Consider the following 18,752-nt stretch of genomic DNA (forward strand, 5'->3'; position numbering starts at 1 on the left):
CCGGCTCGGCCCGGGGCTCAGCCCGGCAGGTCCTGGCGCCGCATCGCGAAGATCCAGCGCCGGTGCGGGTGCTCGCTGACCGACCACAGGCAGCCGGTCTCGGGCCACCAGACCAGGTCCTCGGGGCCTGGCGGTGTCGCCCAGCGGTGCTCGCGGAAGGCGCCCGGCAGGCCGACGTACGCCGATCCCAGACGGTGCTTGCTGCGGGAGCGGGTGAGGTAGTAGGTGCCGTCGATCGCGGCCACCCCCTGCGTCCGCGGGACGCCGCGGTCGTCGACCTCGGGGACCGAGCGGCCGTCGGCGGCGTTGCGCGGCAGACCGCTGGTCGGGTCGATCGCGAACCGCGCCATCCGGCGGGTCTGGGCCGCGGACCCGTACTCGCCGACGAGCAGGGCGGGGTGCTCCTGGCTGCGGTCGAGGGTGAGGAAGGAGTAGCGCAGCCGCTCGACGCCCTCGTCGTGCCCGCCCTGCTGGCTGAACCGGATCGGGAGCACGTAGCGGTGCCCGAAGGTGCGGAACGGCGATCCGGCAGGCACTCGCAGTACGTCGCCGACACGGGCGCTGTGCAGCCCGGCACCGGTCGCCGCGACATGGAGGAGGTCGCCGTGCCACACGATCCCACCGGCGTGCACCCGCAGCGGCCGGAAGCCGGGTCGGCCGCCCTCCAGCGTCGGCACCACGAGCAGCACATGGCCGTAGCGGCGCCGGGCGAGGTCGACGACGCTGATCCGGGAGCCGCCGGCGTTGCGGGCGTACCACGAGGTCACCAGCACGTCGTGGCCGTGCCGCTCGCGGAAGCCGGTCTGCGCCGAGGTCGTGATTCCCTGCGGATACCAGTTCCGGTCGCGGCGGTCGGCCGCCTCCCAGGTCCAGGCGCGGCTGACCTTCAGGCCGAGCAGCCGGGGGTGCGGCGCGAAGGTCGGGCGCAGCCGGAGCGGCAGGTCCGGGGCCATGGCAGCGAGCCCGACCCGGCCGCCGCCGTCGGAGGACAGGGCGGCGGCGAGCGCCTCGATCTCGTCGCCGTTCTCGGCAGTGCGGGTCAGGTGCAGTCCGGGCACGGCGGCCACGTTAGCCGAGGCCACCCTCGTCGGTCGGCGTACGTCGATCCGCCGGTGGGGTGAAGCTGTCGACGTTGTCCGAAAGCTGCGGTTGCGTAGTCGGTCGGGTTCCGAAAGGGCGGCGACGAGGAGGTGGGGGAGGGGGCTGGGTTCGGCGGTCGGGCTGCGGTTCGCGGACACACCCTCTGTCACCGATCGTGACGTTGATTCTCCACACCCCCGGGATCGGGTTTCGCCTGTCCACAGGCGGGTTTGCGACACTTTGAAGTGTCGTGGGCAGGTGGGAGAATCCAGTCATGGATCTCGCCACCGACGCCCGTTCGACAGCCTCGCTGCTGTCCGGGCTGCGCGCCGAGGTCGAAGGTCGGGAAGCCTCCCTGGTCCGTGAGTGGTCCGGCATCGTCGAATGGGCCAGTGAGCATGTGATCGCTGGTTCCGAGGGGGTCGCGACCATCACCGAGGGCTACCTCGACACCGGCGTCCCGATCGCCGGGCCCGGTGCACCGTTGGTGTCGGAGTTCGGGTTGATGGAGCTGGTCGCGGTCCTCGGACGCTCCCCGGACGGTGGTCGGGCGTATGTCGGGCGGGTGATCGAGTGCGCCTGGCGACTCCCCCACGTCTACAACGCCGTCACCTCGGGCCGGTTGGCGCCGTGGCGGGCCGAACGGATCGCCGACCTCACCCGTCCCCTCTCGGCTGAGGCAGCGGCGTTCGTGGACCGGCAGCTCTGGGATGCCTCCGGCGTCGGCTGGGCCCAACTCGAACGCCTCGTCGCCGAAGCGATCGTGCGGTTCGACCCGGAGAAGGCGGAGACCGAACGGCAGGCCGCTGCTGATGGTCGGCACTTCGACATCAGCGACACCGACGAGCACGGCCTGGTCCACCTCGACGGCCTCCTCGACGCCGCCGACGGACACGACCTGAACCTCGCCGTCGCCCGACGCGCGGAGGTCCTGGGCCGACTCGGTGATGACAGTTCTCTGGATGTGCGGCGGTCGAAGGCCGCCGCCGAGCTCGCGAGGCAGGACCTCGCCCTCGACCTGCTGATCCCCGAACCCGACACCGGAGAGATCGTGGACACGGTCCCTGGTCGCAAGGTGGTCCTCAACGTCCACGTCACCGACACCACTTTGACCGGCCAGAACCCGTTCGCGAACCCGGTCGGCCGGTGGGAGGAGGGCCGCTGTCCGATCACCTCCGCGCAGATCCGGGAATGGCTGCAGTCCAAGAACACGACCATCATCGTGCGTCCGGTGATCGACCTGGCCGACCATGTCCCCGTCGGGTCCTATGAGATCCCCGACCGCCATCGCACCCGGGTGGTGCTGCGGGACCAGACGTGTCGGTTCCCGCACTGCACGAGACCGGCCCAAGCCTGCGATGTCGATCATGCCCGTCCGTATGGCGAGGGTGGTCCCACGTGTCCGTGCAACGAGGTCGCGTTGTGCCGGCGGCACCATCGTGCGAAGACCCACTCGACCTGGCGTTACGACATCCCGATGGCGGCGACCTATGTGTGGACCAGCCCCAACGGGCACCGGTTCCGGGTCGACCACCGCGGCACCCACCCCATCAGAACCATCCAGACCACCTCGCCACCCGACGAGTAGCCACCCCGCCCCGCACCCGCCCGACGCACGTCCTGGCGGGCTGTCGGCGCGTCCGGATCTGGAAGGATGGGCGCATGCGGGGCATCTTCTTCGACGAGGACGACGCACGGGCGGCCGCGCTGGTGCTGGTGCGCGGCGGCTTCTCGGCCGAGGTGCTCCGCGAGCGGCTCGCGGGGGAGGACGACGACGAGGATCACCCGTGGGCCGTCGTCACCGACGCCCCCGAGGTGCAGCTCGAGATGCTCGTCGAGACCTACGACGGGTGGCTGGACCGCGACGACGAGGACTCCGTCGCGACGCAACCGCCCACCAAGGCCGGCTTCGTGTTGCCGCTCCCGGACGCGCCGAAGCGGATCAAGCGCCCGGAATGACCATCAGCGGGGGCAGGCGGTCGGGCCGTCGGTTCCGAGGTAGGTCTTCGCCGCGGTGACCCGGTCGGCGAAGGGCACGTCGATATGAACGGCTGCATCCTCCACGCCGATGGTCGTGGGGCGGCCGGAGAGCTCCCGCTCGAGTAGCGCGGCATCCGCCTGCGCACTTTCTGCGGATCCGAAGAGACGAAGTGTTCGGGCCGGTTGGTCGGGGTGGACGAACAGGCCCGCGGCCCGACCGTCCGGGACGCGGCCGGCGCGGGTGCACGGGCCGGCCACGCCGAAGAGTGCGAACTCGAGTCCGTCCGGTTCGGTATGGGCGAGCAACTCGTCGAACGTGCCCGCGCGAGCGAGGGAGTCGGCCTTGCCGTCGATGACGTCGAGCACCGCATCGGTCTCGAGCCCGATCAGGATCAGGTGCTCGTCGGGAACCAGAGTGAGGTGCCCCAGTTCCATGGGATATCGACCCCCATAGGTGTTCTGTTCGTCCACCGCGCTGAAGTCGGGCTCGAACACCGGTCGCTCGTCGGGGCCGGACCGCTTCAGTCCCGCATCTTCGAGATCGTCGGCCACGGCGGCGAGGTCGAGGTCCTCAGACATCCGCCAGATGTGGGTGTCCCTGGCCGAGAGGCCGATCCCGCCCCCGTCGGGGCCGCCGAGCACCTCCCATTCGACGTCGAGCTCGCTGAACGCGGCCTTGCGCATGGCAGTCGACCGCACACTCACCGCCATCCGGTAGCCCTCGGCCCAGAAGGCGTCAGCCCACCGCGCGGTGTCGGCCTCGGAAGCACCGGTCTCGATCTGCTCCATATCGAGACGGTCGGCGATGGCCGCCCGGTCGGTGAAGACCACGGCCCGGCTGTCGGCTGGCACGTAGCTCAGAGCGTGCTCGAGGCGCGGTCCCGGGGGACCGTCGGGCCGTGCGCCGTCAGCGGCGTCGTCGCTGGCACAGCCGGTCAGGGTGACAACCAGGAGGGTGGCCGAGGCGGCAACCACCTGTCCGGGAGAGGGAGCCATGGGAGGCGATCATGCCCCGCGGGGTGTCCCCGCGCAGCCGAACGGCTCCTCCCGCAGGACGAACGCCCGCACGGCGTCCGCCGGCTCAGCGAAGTCGTCCTCGACCTGCGCGTCGCCGTCCCCGGTCCCGAGGACGGCGCGCACCGGGCCGTCGTCCGGGACGAACAGGGCGGTCGCGGTGGTGTCGCACGCGGCGTCGAGGGAGAGCGCGGCGTACGCCAGCTCGTCCTGGTCGCCCGCGTGGTCGAGCAGGTCGCCGAACCGGCCGGTGTCGGCCAGGGAGTCGGCGTCGTCGGCGACGACGTCGAGCAGTGCGTCGACGTCGGAGCCGGACACGAGGACCTGCTCGTCGGGGTCGAGGGCGAGGCGCATCTCGCCCGCGGTGAAGGTGGGCCGATCGCGCGGGCCGCTGCGCGCATAGCCCGCGTCGCCGAGTGCCGCGGCGACAACCTCGGCATCGACGTCGTCGGACAGCTTCCACACCCGGTCGAGTCGGCCCGGTCCGCCGCCGTTCGTCGCCGATGCCTCCCACGCGATGTCGGCGTCGGTCAGCCCCGCGTCCGCGAGGGCGCTCGTGCCGGTGTCCGGCCCGGCCCGGTAGGCCGGGTCGGTGCCGGCCGCGTGGTCCAGGAAGGTGACGGTCGCGGCGTCGGCGGGCAGGTACTCCAGCGCCTCCTCGAGCCGCGAGCTCCCGTCGAGCAGGGCGCAGCCCGACAGCGCGGCGCCGGCCAGCGGGGGGACCAGGGCCGCGACCGGTGCCAGGCGCCAGCGGATCCGCATGGAGCCCATCATTACGCTCGTCCTCATGACCGCAACTGCCGCCCACCGGCTGCTCCTCGTGCACGCCCACCCCGACGACGAGTCGATCGGCCAGGGCGCCACCATGGCGAAGTACGTCGCGGAGGGCCGGGGCGTCACGCTCGTCACCTGTACGGCGGGGGAGATGGGCGAGATCCTGGTGCCCGAGCTCGAGCACCTCGCCGCCGACAAGGAGGACGGGCTCGGGGAGCACCGGCGCGGCGAGTTGGCTGCCGCGATGAAGGCGCTCGGCGTCACCGACCACCGGTTCCTGGGCGGCTTCGGCACCTACCGCGACTCCGGCATGAAGTGGCACGAGGACGGCCACGCGGTCGCGGGCGACACCATCCACGAGAACGCCTTCTGGAACGCCGACCTCACCGAGGCCGCCGACCACCTGGTCGCCGTCATCCGCGAGGTGCGCCCGCAGGTGCTGGTGACCTACGACGAGTTCGGCGGCTACGGCCACCCGGACCACATCCAGGCCCACCGGGTCGCGATGTACGCCGCCCAGCTGGCCGCCGTGCCGTCGTACCGGCGCGACCTCGGCGAGCCCGTCGAGATCGCCAAGATCTACTGGGGTGCCATCTCGGAGAGCCGGATCCGCGAGGGGCTGCGCCGGATCCGCGAGGCGGGTGACACGACGACCTTCGAGGGGATGGACCCCGACGGCGACCTGCCGCCGATGTTCCGCCCCGACGAGGACATCTCCTGCGAGGTCGACGCCAGCGCCCACGTCGAGCAGAAGCTCGACGCGCTGCGCGCGCACGCCACCCAGATCACCACCGACGGCCCGTTCTTCGCGCTCTCCAACAACCAGGGGGCGCAGGCGTTCGGGCGCGAGCAGTACCGGCTGGTCAAGGGCACCGCCGGGCCGCTCGACCCCGAGACCGGCTGGGAGAGCGACCTCTTCGCCGGCGTACCGGAGCGGTGAGCGCGGGTCCGGTGCGCGCGCTGGTCGCGCTCGCCTGCCTGCTCCTCGGCGCCGCCGTCGGTCTGGCGACCGTCCTGCTGCACGGCTACGGCTGGGGTCTCGGCCTCGGCGTCGCCGCGACGGCGGCCACCCTGGTGGCCCTGCCGGGCGGCTGGTGGCGCCGTCTCGCGTTCGCCCTCGGGTGGACCGCGATCCTCGGCGTGGCGACCGCCCAGCGACCCGAGGGGGACTACGTGATCTCCAGCGACGCGTCCGGGTACCTGCTGATGGCGACCGGCGCCGTCGTGCTCGGCGCGGGCTTCGTGGGGCTGGTGTCGCGTCCCGCGGCCGCCGCGCCTGCGGCTGCGGATGCGGACGGGTGAGCAACCCCTCCTTAGGATGACGCGTGTGACCTTCTGGGACTCTGACACGGGCGGGGGCACGGGTGCGGACCCGGGCGGCAAGGCCGAGCGCCCCGGCGGCAGGCTCGTCGTCCTCGTCATCGTCCTGCTCGTGCTGCTCGCCGGAGGCGGGTACGTCGCCGCGCACGCGGTGGCGGGCGACAAGGTGCCGACCGGCACCACCATCTCCGGTGTGGCGGTCGGCGGGCTGACCCGCGACGCGGCGATCGACAAGCTCGAGGAGACCTTCGGGCCCCGGGCCCAGCGCCCGATCACCGTCAGCGTCGGGCATCAGGGACAGACCGGCAAGGCCAACGACGCCGAGGTCGAGCCCGGGGACATCGGCCTCGCCATCGACTACGCCGCGTCGGTGGACGCGGCCGGGGCCGGCGACTCGTGGAGCCCGGCCCGCCAGTGGGAGTACTTCACCGGCGGCGACGACGTCGACGCGGTCGTGGACGTCGACGAGCGACTGCTCGACGAGCAGCTCACCGAGCTCTCCGAGGGGCTCGGTACCCCTCCGCAGGACGGCACCGTCACCTTCACCGCCAACGGTGTGCAGACCACCCAGCCGCAGGCCGGACAGGCGGTCGACCGCGACCAGGCCCGCGCCGCGATCACCGACGCCTTCCTCGCGGGCGAGACGGCCGTCGAGCTCGAGGTCGCGCCGGCCCAGCCCGACATCGACGCCGCCGACGTCGCCGCGGCGCTCGACGCCTTCGCGAACCCGGCGATGGCGAACGCCGTGACCCTCCAGTTCGGCGAGAACGACGTCAAGCTCACGCCCCGCCGGTTCGCTCCGGTGCTCTCGATGAAGCCCGAGAACGGCGCGCTGGTCCCGGCCGTCGACGAGGCTGCCCTCGCCGAGCTGGTCAAGGGCGCCACCGCCAGCGGACAGCCGGTCGACGCGACGGTGAAGCTGAACAAGAAGGGCAGGCCGAAGGTCGTCCCGGCCAAGCCCGGTGTCAGCTTCGACTCCGGCGAGGCCGCCCAGGTCTTCCTCGGGCTGCTGACCGCGCCGGAGGGCTCCCGCAGCGGTCCGGTCACCGCGCAGGTCGTCGACGCGGCCTTCACGACCCAGGACGCCGAGAACCTCAAGATCGTCGAGAAGGTGTCGGAGTTCTCGACCTACTACCCGCACGCCGACTATCGCAATATCAACATCGGCCGCGCCGCCGAGCTGATCGACGGCACGGTGCTCAAGCCCGGCGAGGAGTTCTCCCTCAACGGCATCGTCGGCGAGCGCACCGCGGCGAACGGCTTCACCGAGGGCTACATCATCAGCAACGGCATCCTGCGCAAGGACCTCGGCGGCGGCGTCTCGCAGATGGCCACCACCGCCTTCAACGCGATGTTCTTCGCGGGACTCAAGGACATCCAGCACAAGCCGCACTCCTTCTACATCGACCGCTACCCGGTCGGCCGCGAGGCCACCGTCGCCTGGCCGACCGTCGACCTGCGCTTCCAGAACGACACCGAGTACGGCGTCCTCGTCCGCGCCTGGGTGGTCCCCAGCACCTGGTCGCGCCAGGGCAAGGTGACCGTGCAGATGTGGTCCACCAAGATCTGGGACATCGACTCCACGACGTCGAACCGCTACGCCCAGGTGCCGCCGGCGACCCGCACCCTGACCACCGCCGACTGCGAGCCGCACACGGGCTGGTCCGGCTTCCAGGTCGACGTCACGCGGATCTTCCGCAAGAAGGGCGAGTCGGCCGTCGACCACACCGAGAAGTTCCACACCGTCTACACGCCGTCGGACACGGTGAAGTGCGAGAAGCCGAAACCGCCGGCCGAGGGGAACCCCGACCCGGGCGACTGAGTCCGACACACCAAGCACTTGCTTGGTAGCATGCGTCCATGACCCCCGTGATCGAAGGCTGGTTCACCACCGGCGCCGAGCCCCGGCTGCTCGCCTCCCGGTGCACCCGGTGCAGCAACGTGGTGTTCCCGCCGGTGTCCTCCGACGCCGGTGCTGCCGCCTTCTACTGCCGCAATCCCGCCTGCGACGGCCAGGAGCACGACAGCGTCGAGCTCTCCCGCCGCGGTCGGGTGTGGTCCTACACCGACGCGCAGTACCAGCCGCCCGCGCCGTACCTCCCGGCCTCCGACCCGTTCCGGCCGTTCGCGCTGGCCGCGGTCGAGCTGCCCGAGGGGCTCGTGGTGCTCGGCCAGGTCGCCGACGGCTTCGGGGTGGGCGACCTGAGGGTCGGTGCCGAGGTCGAGCTGGTCGTCGAGACGCTCAACGTCGACGAGACCGGGGAGCGCACGATCTACCGCTGGAGGCCGGTCGCCGGACAGGAGGCGACGGCATGAGCGTCGTGATCGCGGGTGCGGGCATGCACCCCTGGGGCAAGTGGGGCCGCGACTTCACCGAGTACGGCGTGCACGCCGCCCGGGAGGCCCTCGCCGACGCCGGCGTCGCCTGGGCCGATGTCGACCTGGTCGTCGGCGGCGAGACGGTCCGCAACGGGTACGCCGGCTATGTGGCCGGCTCCACCTTCGCCCAGGCCCTCGGCTGGAACGGCGCGCGGATCGCGACGTCGTACGCCGCCTGCGCGACCGGCGCCCAGGCCATCGACACCGCGCGGGCCCGGATCCTCGCCGGGATGAGCGAGGTGGCGCTGGTGGTCGGCGCCGACACCACCCCCAAGGGCTTCCTCGCCCCCAACGCCGGCGAGCGCTGGAACGACCCCGACTGGCTGCGGTTCCGGCTGCTCGGGATGACCAACCCGGCCTACTTCGCGCTCTACGCGCGCCGGCGGATGGACCTCTACGGCGCGACCTCGGAGGACTTCGCGCAGGTCAAGGTCAAGAACGCGCGGCACGGGCTGGAGAACCCCTACGCACGCTTCCGCAAGGAGTCGTCGGTCGAGGAGGTCCTCGCCTCGCCGATGGTCTCCGACCCACTGCACCTGCTCGACATCTGCGCGACCTCCGACGGTGCGGCCGCGGTCGTGCTGACCAGCGCCGACTACGCGCGGCGGCACGGCATCACGGCGCCGGTGACGGTCGCCGCGGTCTCGACGGTCACGCCGACCTTCCCGAACACCGTGATCGACATGCCGCTGCTCTCGACCGACTCGTCGGCGGTCACCGGAGTGCCGGAGCGGACCTTCAAGGAGGCGATCGGCCGAGCGGCGTACGAGGAGGCGGGCATCGACCCCTCCGACGTCGACGTCGCCGAGGTCTACGACCTCTCGACGGCGCTCGAGCTGGACTGGATCGAGGACCTGCAGCTGTGCAAGCGCGGTGAGGCCGAGGCCCTGCTCCGCGCCGGTGACACCACCCTCGGCGGCCGGATCCCGGTCAACCCGTCCGGCGGCCTCGCCTGCTTCGGCGAGGCCGTCCCCGCCCAGGCCATCGCCCAGGTCTGCGAGCTCACCTGGCAGCTCCAGGGCCGGGCGGAGGGCCGGCAGGTCGAGGGCGCGAAGGTCGGCATCACCGCCAACCAGGGGCTCTTCGGCCACGGCTCCTCGGTCGTGCTGACGCGCTGAATCGGCCGCGCCGGCACGGGTTCTGTCCGCGGATCGTTCGACAGCAGATCGGTATCGCGGTGCGCGTGGCGTCCCTAGGGTGACACCGACCTGACCAACGCTTCCTTGGTTCGACGAGGTGACCGCCATGGACCTGCTTCTTCCACGCCGACGCCGCTCCTGGCTCGCCAGGATCGGGATCTCGTCCGTGCCGGCGACGGTGCTGATGACGGCGCTGTTGACGGTGCTGGCGACGCTGGCCGTCGTCGGAGTCACCTCGCCCGCGACGGCCGCCGCGCCCGGCAACATGAGGGCCCCGTTCGCGAACGGGGAGAGCTGGTTCGTCTACCAGGGCTACCGGTCCGGCACGCATGCCAGTGGCTACGCGCTCGACCTGACGCGGAGCACGAGCAAGACCTCGACGTCCGGCGCGGGGGTGATCGCGCCGCTCTCGGGAACCGTCTCCTACTGGCAGGTCAGCCACGGCAACCTCTGCGTCAACATCAGCGGCGGTCGCAGCTACACGCTGACCCACATCAACGCCTCGAAGACCTCGGGCACGATCACCGCTGGTCAGAAGGTCGGCACGGTGGCGGCCGCGGGCGCGGTGAACAACAACGGCGTGGCCCACCTCCATTTCGGGATCTGGAGCAAGCCCAACTGCCCCTGGAGCCAGCCGCAGTACGAGCTCCCGTTCGACTCGGTCAACAAGACCCGGATCTGCGGCGCGCCGGACATGAAGGCCAGCGGACCGAGCGGCACCGGCGGGTGGAGCAACGGCACCTGGAGCGGCACCACCATCAAGGCCGACACCTGCGGCGCGGCCGCCGTCAAGCCGAGGTTCACCGCGGCGGCCCCGCCGACGCGGCTGACCTACGGTGTGGCCTACAGCTACGCCTTCAAGGCGTCGGGGACGCCGGCGCCCACCTTCAGCAAGGCGAGCGGGACGCTGCCCGGTGGTCTGACGCTGAGCTCGAAGGGCGTCCTCTCCGGGACTCCGAACAAGCCCGGCAGCTATGCGTTCGTGGTGCGCGCCAGCAACTCGGCGGGCTCGGTCGACACGGCCAAGCTCACCCTGCAGGTCCCCGTGCCGGTGGTGTCCAGCACGTCCCTGCCCGTCATCACGGGCAGCCCGCAGGTCGGCCAGAAGCTGTCCAACGACGGTGGCCGGTGGAGCCCGGCCGACGCCACCCGGACCTTCCAGTGGCTCGCCGACGGCAAGCCGATCACCGGGGCCACCGCGGCGTCGTACACGCCCGTCGCCGCGGACGTGGGCCGGCGGCTGGCGGTGCGGGTCACGGCTGCGAAGAAGGACCACACCAGCGCGACCGCGACCTCCGCCCCGACGGGCGCGGTACTCGCCGCGCCGGCCTGCCTCACCGCGCAGTCGGCGAGCGCCGGCGCGGCGACCGCGCTGGCGACGGCCGAGGCGAGGGTCGCGAAGCTGAAGAAGGCGCTGAAGAAGGCCCGCGCCGCCCATCGCGCGGCCCAGGCGCGCCAGCTCGCCAAGCGGCTCAAGAAGGCGAAGGCCGCCGCCAGGGCGGCCGCCGCCGCGGCGGCGAGCGCCCAGAGCGACGTCGCGGCCTCCTGCCGCTAGTCCCTCCTGCCGCTAGTCCCTCCTGGCGGCAGGATCTCCCAGACCACGTGCTCGCCGGCGAGGCCCTTCAGCTCGACGGCCTCGCGCTCCACGAGGGTGAGGGCCGCGTCGTCGTCGAGGGCCGCGCTGACCGCGTCGCTGGCGAGGATCTCGCCGCCGTGGGCGAGGCTGGCGACGCGGGCGGCCATGGCGACATTGCGGCCGAAGTAGTCGCCGTCGCGGGCGACGACCTGCCCGGTGTGGATGCCGATCCGGACCAGGATCGGGCCGTAGCGGCGCAGCGTCACGTCGCGAGGAAGGTCGCGCTGGATGCCGAGGGCGGCCCGGCAGGCGGCCTCGGGATCGCGGAAGGCGACCATGAAGCCGTCGCCGGCGGTCTTCACGACCTGCCCGCGGTACCGCTCGATCCGGCCGCGCAGCACCCGGTCGTGGGCGGCGAGGACGCGCACCCAGGTCGCGTCGCCGAGCCGGTCGTTGAGCGGCGTGGAGTCCTCGATGTCGGAGAAGAACAGGGTGACCGTGCCGTCCGAGGCGGCCATGTTGAGGATGTCGGCCCGCTCGTCGTCGCTGGCCCAGCTCTGCAGGTCCTCGACCGTGCTCTGGATCAGCCCGCCGATGCCGTGGGAGCGCACCTTCGAGGCGGTCCGGATCACCCGGCGCACGGCGCGCTCGGCCGAGTTGCTCGGCGGCGGGGGACGCAGCGCGGCGTCGAGGTCGGCCTCGAGCTGGGCGACGTGCGCCCGGGTGTCGGCGAGCTGGCGCTGCAGCTGTCCCCGGTCGCGGGCGAACGCCAGCACCAGGCCGAGCAGCAGGACGCCCAGGACCCCGACGACGATCGCCACCTTCGACAGACTAGGGCCAGCACGCCTCTTGCGGGTCGCAGTAGCGTGAGACGGTGACCACTCCGGCTTCCACGACCGCGCCGACGATCTCCACCCTCGGCCAGCTCCGCGCCTCCGGCCACCGGCTCAAGACCCTCCGTGCCGAGCTCCGCGACAACCTGCTGGCCCGGCTGGCGGCCGGCGAGGACCCCTGGCCCGGCCTGCACGGCTTCGAGGACACCGTCATCCCACAGCTGGAGCGGGCGATCATCGCCGGCCATGACGTCGTGCTGCTGGGCGAGCGCGGCCAGGGCAAGACCCGGCTGCTGCGCACCCTGGTCGACCTGCTCGACGAGTGGACACCGGTGATCTCCGGCTCCGAGCTCGGGGAGCACCCCTTCGAGCCGGTCACGGTGACGGCCAAGGCCGCCGTGGCGTCGTACGGCGACGACCTGCGGATCTCCTGGCGCCACCGCGAGGAGCGGTACGCCGAGAAGCTGGCCACGCCCGACACCAGCGTGGCGGACCTGATCGGTGACGTCGACCCGATGAAGGTCGCCGAGGGCCGGTCGCTGGGCGATCCCGAGACCATCCACTTCGGCCTGATCCCGCGCTCCCACCGGGGCATCGTCGCCATCAACGAGCTGCCGGACCTCGCCGAGCGGATCCAGGTCGCCATGCTCAACGTGATGGAGGAGCGCGACATCCAGATCCGCGGCTACGTCCTGCGGCTGCCGCTCGACGTCTTCGTCGTCGCCTCGGCGAACCCCGAGGACTACACCAACCGCGGTCGGATCATCACCCCGCTCAAGGACCGCTTCGGTGCCGAGATCCGCACCCACTACCCGAAGGCCCTCGAGGCCGAGATCGCCGTCGTCCGGCAGGAGGCGGACCTCCTGCCCGACCGGGTCGACGTCCCCGACTTCCTCGTCGAGATCCTGGCCCGCTTCACCCGCAACCTGCGCGAGTCCAGCGCGGTCGACCAGCGCTCCGGCGTCTCGGCCCGGTTCGCGATCGCCGGGGCCGAGACGATCGCGGCCGCGGCACTGCGGCGCGCCACGATCCAGGGCGAGGATCGCGCCGTGGCGCGGGTCGTCGACCTGGAGACGGCGGTCGACGTGCTCGGGGGCAAGATCGAGTTCGAGTCCGGCGAGGAGGGGCGCGAGGCGGAGATCCTCACCCACCTGCTGCGGACGGCGACCGCCGAGACCGTCCGCGAGAGGTTCCGCGGTCTCGACTTCGCGCTGCTCGTCGACGCGATCGAGGAGGGCGCCACCGTCGTCACCGGCGGCCAGGTCACTGCCCGCGACGTCCTGTCAGGCCTGCCCGTCCTCGGCGAGTCCGACCTCTACGACCAGGTCTGCGAGCGGGTCTGTCCTTCGATTCCGGGGGCAGAGGGCGGCGGCCGCACCGACGGCGAGCGCGCCGCGGCCATCGAGCTCGCGCTCGAGGGGCTCTTCCTGGCCCGCAAGATCGGCAAGGACTCCGACGGATCCGAGACGGTCTATGGCTGACCTGTCCTCGTTCGGCGTGCGCGTCGCGTCCGGCTCCCTGCGCGAGGGGGACGGCGTGGTGCTTCCGCACGCGTGGACGGAGGCAGGGGTGCTGGCCGCGCCGGTCACCAACGGGGCGCAGGCACTGCACCTGTCCGTGGCGCTGTGCGTGCTCAACGACACCTACCGCGAGGCCCGACGGCTGGAGGTCCTGGTCCACGGGGTCGCCGTGACCGCCGACGGCGGATTCGACGACGTGGGGACGTCGACCGGCATCACCTACGCCATCACCCTCGACAGCCCCGCGCCGTCCGAGTCGGTGCAGCTGCTGCTCGAGGTGGTCGAGGAGGTCGCCGAGATCCCGCGGGCGATCCGCGCCGGCGCCGACGTACGACGGGTGCTGACGTGAGCCGCTACCGCAGGTACGACGGCGGCGACCCGCTCGCCCCGCCCGTCGACATCGCCGAGGCGCTCGACGCCATCGGTCAGGACGTGATGGCCGGCTACAGCCCCGAGCGCGCGATGCGCGAGTTCCTGCGCCGGGGTGGTGCCGACCAGGCCGGCCTCGACGATCTCGCCCGCCGCGTCGCCGAGCGGCGCCGGGACCTGCTGCAGCGACACCACCTCGACGGCACGCTCAACGAGGTGCGTGAGCTGCTCGACAGGGCGGTCCTGGAGGAGCGCAAGCAGCTCGCCCGCGACGCCATGATGGACGACGGCGACCGTGCCTTCCGCGAGATGCGGTTGCAGAGCCTGCCCGACTCGCCGGCCGCCGCGGTGACCGAGCTCGGCGACTACGACTGGCAGTCGCGGGAGGCTCGCGAGGCGTTCGAGCAGATCAAGGACCTGCTCGGCCGCGAGCTGCTCGACCAGCGCTTCGCCGGCATGAAGCAGGCGCTCGAGAACGCCACCGACGAGGACCGGCAGGCGATCAGCGAGATGCTCGGCGACCTCAACGAGCTGCTCGAGAAGCACGCCCGCGGCGAGGACACTCCCGAGGACTTCGCGGAGTTCATGGCCAAGCACGGCCAGCACTTCCCCGAGAACCCGCAGGACATCGACGAGCTGCTCGACGCCCTGGCGCAGCGCTCGGCGGCCGCGCAGCGGATGCTCAACTCGATGAGCGCCGAGCAGCGCGCCGAGCTGATGCAGCTGTCCACCCAGGCGTTCGGGTCACCCGCGCTGATGGAGCAGCTCGACCGCCTCGACGCGAACCTGATGTCGCTGCGCCCCGGCGAGGACTGGGGCGGCTCCGAGCAGTTCGGCGACGGGGAGCAGGGGCTCGGCCTCGGCGACGGCACCGGTGTGCTGCAGGACCTCGCCGACCTCGACGCGTTGGCCGACCAGCTGTCCCAGGGGTACGGCGGCGCCCGGCTCGACGATGTCGATCTCGACAAGCTGGCCCGCCAGCTCGGCACCGAGGCCGCGGTCGATGCCCGCAAGCTGCAGGAGCTGGAGAAGGCGCTGCGCGAGTCCGGGGCGATGGAGCGCGGCTTCGACGGGGAGCTGCGGCTGACGCCCAAGGCGATGCGCCAGCTCGGCAGGGCGCTGTTGCGCGACGTCGCCCAGAGGATGTCCGGGCGCCAGGGCCAGCGCGACGTCCGCCAGGCGGGCGCCGCGGGCGACCTGTCCGGGGCCACCCGGGCCTGGCAGTTCGGCGACACCGAGCCGTGGGACCTGCCGCGCACCATGCTCAACGGCGTACTCCGTCGGGCGGGCGACCCCGGCGGCCCGCTGCTGTCGATCGACGATGTCGAGGTCGCCGAGACCGAGGCGCGGACCCAGGCGGCCGTCGCGCTCTGCGTCGACACCTCCTTCTCGATGGCGATGGACGGGCGCTGGGTGCCGATGAAGCAGACCGCGCTGGCGCTGCACACCCTGATCGGCTCGCGCTTCCGCGGCGACAGCCTGGAGCTGATCGGCTTCGGCCGGCACGCCCAGACCATGCGGATCGAGGAGCTGACGGCCCTCGACGCCCGCTGGGCCAAGGGCACCAACCTCCACCACGCGCTGCTGCTCGCCAACCGGCACTTCCGCAAGCACCCCAACGCGCAGCCGGTGCTGCTCATCGTCACCGACGGCGAGCCGACCTCCCACCTGGAGTCCAGTGGAGACGTCTTCTTCACCTACCCGCCGCACCCGATGACGATCGCCCTCGCCGTCCGCGAGCTCGACAACGCCCGCCGGCTGGGGGCACAGACCACCTTCTTCCGGCTCGGCGAGGACCCCGGCCTCGCACGATTCATCGACTCGATGGCCCGCCGGGTGGAGGGCGCGGTCATCGCCCCCGAGGCCGGCGACCTCGGTGCGGCCGTGGTCGGCTCCTACCTCGGCTCGCGTCGTGGCGGTGCGGGCGGCCCGGGGGGCTCCGGACCCGGCAGCTACGGCGACTGGTTCGGTTCGCGCGGCTTCTGGGTCGGCTGAACGGACGTTCCCGAGCGGGGATCCGGGTCCTCCTGTGGACGACCGGAACCGCTCGTTTCCCGGCGACGGCGCTCGGGCAGCCGTGGGTGCATGAACCCGTACCTCACCCCACCGGCCCCGTCATGGCCGTGATCCTCGACGTCCCGTACGCCGCCCTCCGCGCGGCCCGCGAGAGCTGGGACCTCGCGGGCGACGAGCTCGACGGGGCCTGGCGCCGGCTCGCCCGGGCCTCGACCTCCGGCCTCTCCGCGTCGGTCGCGGCCGCCGTCCGGGGCTTCGCCGAGCCGTGGGCCGACGAGCTCAAGGCGGCGGCCGGCCTGGCCGCGGGCCATGCCGAGGAGTTCGTCTTCTTCCACCGACGGCTGGTGATCGTCGACCGGGCGCAGGCCGAGCGACTCCGGGCGCTGTTGCCGTGGGCCGAGCGGCGGGCCGCGGTGCGGGAGGTGAACGGGCCGTGACGATCGTCCGGGTCCCCGCACACGTCCCGGCCTGCCCGCTCCTCGACTCGCAGCCCGCCGGCGCCCAGGACCTCGCCACCGACCTGCGGGCCACCGCGATCGCGGTCAAGAACGTGCAGGGCCGAGCGGTCGCGGTCGCGGCGCCGGACTGGGCGGGCGACACCGCGGACGCCCATGCGCATGCCGCCACGCGGCTCGCCGGCCGGCTCGACGCCGGGGAGGCCGCCCTCGACCGGGCGGTGACGGCCGCGGACCGCTTCGGCGAGCGGCTGGCCGGGCTCCTCGCCCGGCGCGACGACCTCACCGCGCGCCGCGCCGGGCTCAACGCCGAGATCGACGAGCTGGCCGCCGAGATCGTCGCCACGACCGGCGACGACCGGCTCGCGGAATTCCAGCAGCGTGCGGCCCGGCTCACTGCCCTGGCCGACGAGCTGCGGGGCCGGATCGCCGCCTGGGGCAGCGACGAGGCCGACGCGGAGGCCGACCTGATCGCCGTGCTGCGCTCCGTCGACACCGTCGCCGAGGGCGGCTCCGCCGCCGCGGCCCCGGGCCGCCCGGACACCCCCGGCCTCGCCCGCCGGCTCGGTGTCCTCCGTGGCGACCCGGTCGCGCTGGCCGCCTGGTGGCGGGCGCTGCGTCGGGCCGAGCAGGAGGCGCTCACCACCGAGCATCCCGCGCTGGTCGGCAACGCCGGTGGGGTCCCGGTTGCCGATCGCGACGAGGCCAACCGCGGCGAGCTCGCCCGCGATCTCGATCTCTACACCCGGCGCGACGAGGACGGGCAGCTCACCCACCGCGAGGAGCGGATCCTCGCGAACGCGACCCACGTGGCCGCCGGCCTAGAGGACTTCCGCGACCTCCGCGACACGGCCACCGGCACCCACCTCACCGAGCTGATCGCCTACACCCCGGGGCTGCACTCCGGCGACGGTGGCGTCGCGGTCTCCTTCGGCGATCCCGACACCGCCGACCACGTGTCGGTCGACGTGCCCGGGCTGACCACCACGTCGGCGAGCCTCTCGGGCAACCTCGACAAGACCCTCGCGCTCCACCAGTCCGCGGTCGCCGAGGAGCAGGGCAGCGTCGCGTCCGTCCACTGGGCCGACTACGACGCGCCGAGCGGCAACCCCCTCAACCCGTTCGACCCGTTCGGGCAGCTCGACGCCGGCGCCGTCGCCCTGCCCGGCAAGGCCGAGGACGGCGGCGTACGGCTCTCCGACTTCGTCGACGGCGTCCGGGCCTCCGACGAGGGCGCGCCGGCCCACCTGACGGCGATCGGCCACAGCTACGGCTCCACCACCCTGGGCCACGCGCTCGCCGCCGGCCTCCCCGTCGACGACGCGGTCCTCCTCGGCAGCCCCGGCGTCCCGGCCGCCACGGCGGGCGAGCTGAGCACGGCCGAGGTGTGGGTCGGCAGCAAGGACCGCGACCCGGTCACCCTGCTCGGCGGCGGGCCGCTCGGCCACGACCCGGCCGCGGTCGCCTTCGGCGGCATCCGCTTCGAGACCGGCGACGGCGAGCTGGCCGCGGGCGAGCTGCTCGCCAACCACTCGTCGTACTTCGAGGGGACCTCCCTCGACAACATGGCGCACATCGTCGCGGACGCCGACGGCGAGGTGAGTGAGCAGCCGCCGCGCGGCGCCGCCGGCGAGACGCACCTCACGCTGCCCGAACTGCTGGTCGCCTCGAGCGGGGCGAGCCTCGGTCACGGTCTGGCCGAGGCCGGGGTCTGGCTCTGGGAGCAGCTCCCGTTCAGCGGGCTCCGATGACGCCGGGGCGCCGGAGGGCCGCGCTCCTCGTCCTCCTGCTGGCCGCGGTGCCGGCCGGATGCGGCGACCCCGGCCCGCCGTCCCGGGCCGCGGGCGCCCGGGCGGTCGAGGACGTCGTCGCGGAGACGGACCGGGCCCTCGGCGGGGTGCTGCGCGAGCTGGCGCGCACCCTCCGGCTCGGTGGGGCGCAGGGCAGCCGCTCGTTCGCCACCTGCGGCGACATCGGCGTGCCCGGCGGTGTGGTGAGCAACGCCTTCGTGCACCTCACCTCCTCCTCGGACCTCACCCGGGAGGCGGCGACCGCCGCCGCCGTGGCGCTCCTCGTGGCCGACGGCTGGCGGGTCGACGATCCCGACAACCAGGCGCTGCTCACGGCCCGCAAGGGCCGCCTGACCCTGCACCTGCGGATCGGGTGGAGCCTGGTCCAGGTCGACCTCGGGTCGGACTGCGTCGCGACGTCACCCGCGCTCGCCCGCGCGTACGACGAGCGGCCGGCCGTCGACCTGGGCCGGTCCTGGCGGCGCCGGCCGGACTCGTAGAGTCGAC

18 protein-coding genes are annotated in these 18,752 nt (G+C 72.9%); 14 read left to right on the forward strand and 4 right to left on the reverse strand.

Annotated features, from left to right (window positions below):
- Positions 1-17 precede the first annotated feature (17 nt).
- A complete protein-coding gene (locus tag QJ852_06645; GenBank protein ID WGX98115.1) occupies positions 18-1,058 on the reverse strand; it encodes a hypothetical protein in 1,041 nt (346 codons plus the stop codon).
- Between the two features lie 296 nt (positions 1,059-1,354).
- On the opposite strand from QJ852_06645, the gene QJ852_06650 reads away from it, so the two are divergent.
- Together QJ852_06650 and QJ852_06655 are read left to right on the forward strand one after the other, a co-directional pair.
- Positions 1,355-2,668 carry an HNH endonuclease gene (locus QJ852_06650; GenBank protein ID WGX98116.1) on the forward strand — a complete coding sequence of 438 codons (1,314 nt, stop codon included), beginning with the start codon at positions 1,355-1,357 and terminating at the stop codon, positions 2,666-2,668.
- A gap of 74 nt (positions 2,669-2,742) precedes the next feature.
- Positions 2,743-3,039: a hypothetical protein gene (locus tag QJ852_06655; protein WGX98117.1), complete on the forward strand. Its 297-nt coding sequence runs from the start codon at positions 2,743-2,745 to the stop codon at positions 3,037-3,039.
- 3 nt (positions 3,040-3,042) lie between these two features.
- Here the strand turns inward: QJ852_06655 and QJ852_06660 are convergent, their stop codons facing one another.
- Together QJ852_06660 and QJ852_06665 are read right to left on the reverse strand one after the other, a co-directional pair.
- Positions 3,043-3,891 carry a hypothetical protein gene (locus QJ852_06660; protein ID WGX98118.1) on the reverse strand — a complete coding sequence of 283 codons (849 nt, stop codon included), beginning with the start codon at positions 3,889-3,891 and terminating at the stop codon, positions 3,043-3,045.
- Between the two features lie 174 nt (positions 3,892-4,065).
- Positions 4,066-4,863 (reverse strand): hypothetical protein, encoded by a 798-nt coding sequence (locus tag QJ852_06665; GenBank protein ID WGX98119.1) that lies wholly within the window; start codon positions 4,861-4,863, stop codon positions 4,066-4,068.
- On the opposite strand from QJ852_06665, the gene mshB reads away from it, so the two are divergent.
- The 6 genes from mshB (at position 4,862) to QJ852_06695 (ending at position 11,241) form a co-directional block, all read left to right on the forward strand.
- Positions 4,862-5,788, forward strand: a complete 927-nt coding sequence (mshB, locus tag QJ852_06670) for an N-acetyl-1-D-myo-inositol-2-amino-2-deoxy-alpha-D-glucopyranoside deacetylase (GenBank protein ID WGX98120.1) — start codon at positions 4,862-4,864, stop codon at positions 5,786-5,788. The genes QJ852_06665 and mshB overlap by 2 nt on opposite strands.
- Positions 5,785-6,150, forward strand: a complete 366-nt coding sequence (locus QJ852_06675) for a hypothetical protein (protein ID WGX98121.1) — start codon at positions 5,785-5,787, stop codon at positions 6,148-6,150. The genes mshB and QJ852_06675 overlap by 4 nt, the downstream gene beginning before the upstream one ends.
- 25 nt (positions 6,151-6,175) lie before the next feature.
- Positions 6,176-7,990 (forward strand): VanW family protein, encoded by a 1,815-nt coding sequence (locus QJ852_06680; GenBank protein ID WGX98122.1) that lies wholly within the window; start codon positions 6,176-6,178, stop codon positions 7,988-7,990.
- Between the two features lie 38 nt (positions 7,991-8,028).
- Positions 8,029-8,484 (forward strand): OB-fold domain-containing protein, encoded by a 456-nt coding sequence (locus tag QJ852_06685; GenBank protein ID WGX98123.1) that lies wholly within the window; start codon positions 8,029-8,031, stop codon positions 8,482-8,484.
- Complete coding sequence (locus tag QJ852_06690; protein WGX98124.1) at positions 8,481-9,665, forward strand: lipid-transfer protein; 1,185 nt, start codon at positions 8,481-8,483, stop codon at positions 9,663-9,665. Before QJ852_06685 ends, QJ852_06690 begins: the two co-directional genes overlap by 4 nt.
- A 127-nt stretch (positions 9,666-9,792) precedes the next feature.
- On the forward strand, positions 9,793-11,241 hold the full coding sequence (locus tag QJ852_06695; protein WGX98125.1) for a putative Ig domain-containing protein: 1,449 nt from the start codon (positions 9,793-9,795) through the stop codon (positions 11,239-11,241).
- On the opposite strand, the gene QJ852_06700 is transcribed toward QJ852_06695, so the two are convergent.
- The gene (locus tag QJ852_06700; protein ID WGX98126.1) at positions 11,238-12,083 is read right to left on the reverse strand and encodes an adenylate/guanylate cyclase domain-containing protein; all 846 of its coding nucleotides are present in this window, start codon (positions 12,081-12,083) and stop codon (positions 11,238-11,240) included. The two genes, QJ852_06695 and QJ852_06700, sit on opposite strands and share 4 nt — an antisense overlap.
- Before the next feature lie 53 nt (positions 12,084-12,136).
- Here QJ852_06700 and QJ852_06705 point away from each other — a divergent pair, with 53 nt between their 5' ends.
- The 6 genes from QJ852_06705 to QJ852_06730 all read left to right on the forward strand — a co-directional run bounded on the left by QJ852_06705 (position 12,137) and on the right by QJ852_06730 (position 18,745).
- Positions 12,137-13,576: an AAA family ATPase gene (locus QJ852_06705; protein ID WGX98127.1), complete on the forward strand. Its 1,440-nt coding sequence runs from the start codon at positions 12,137-12,139 to the stop codon at positions 13,574-13,576.
- Complete coding sequence (locus QJ852_06710) at positions 13,569-13,964, forward strand: OsmC family peroxiredoxin (GenBank protein WGX98128.1); 396 nt, start codon at positions 13,569-13,571, stop codon at positions 13,962-13,964. Before QJ852_06705 ends, QJ852_06710 begins: the two co-directional genes overlap by 8 nt.
- Positions 13,961-15,979, forward strand: coding sequence for a VWA domain-containing protein (locus QJ852_06715; GenBank protein ID WGX98129.1), 2,019 nt, complete (start codon positions 13,961-13,963; stop codon positions 15,977-15,979). Before QJ852_06710 ends, QJ852_06715 begins: the two co-directional genes overlap by 4 nt.
- Positions 15,980-16,101: 122 nt before the next feature.
- Positions 16,102-16,437, forward strand: coding sequence for a hypothetical protein (locus tag QJ852_06720; GenBank protein ID WGX98130.1), 336 nt, complete (start codon positions 16,102-16,104; stop codon positions 16,435-16,437).
- Complete coding sequence (locus QJ852_06725) at positions 16,434-18,206, forward strand: alpha/beta hydrolase (GenBank protein WGX98131.1); 1,773 nt, start codon at positions 16,434-16,436, stop codon at positions 18,204-18,206. The genes QJ852_06720 and QJ852_06725 overlap by 4 nt, the downstream gene beginning before the upstream one ends.
- A complete protein-coding gene (locus QJ852_06730; GenBank protein ID WGX98132.1) occupies positions 18,203-18,745 on the forward strand; it encodes a hypothetical protein in 543 nt (180 codons plus the stop codon). Before QJ852_06725 ends, QJ852_06730 begins: the two co-directional genes overlap by 4 nt.
- The last annotated feature ends 7 nt before the right edge of the window (positions 18,746-18,752 follow it).

It is taken from the genome of Nocardioides sp. L-11A, assembly GCA_029961745.1.
Taxonomy (GTDB): domain Bacteria; phylum Actinomycetota; class Actinomycetes; order Propionibacteriales; family Nocardioidaceae; genus Nocardioides.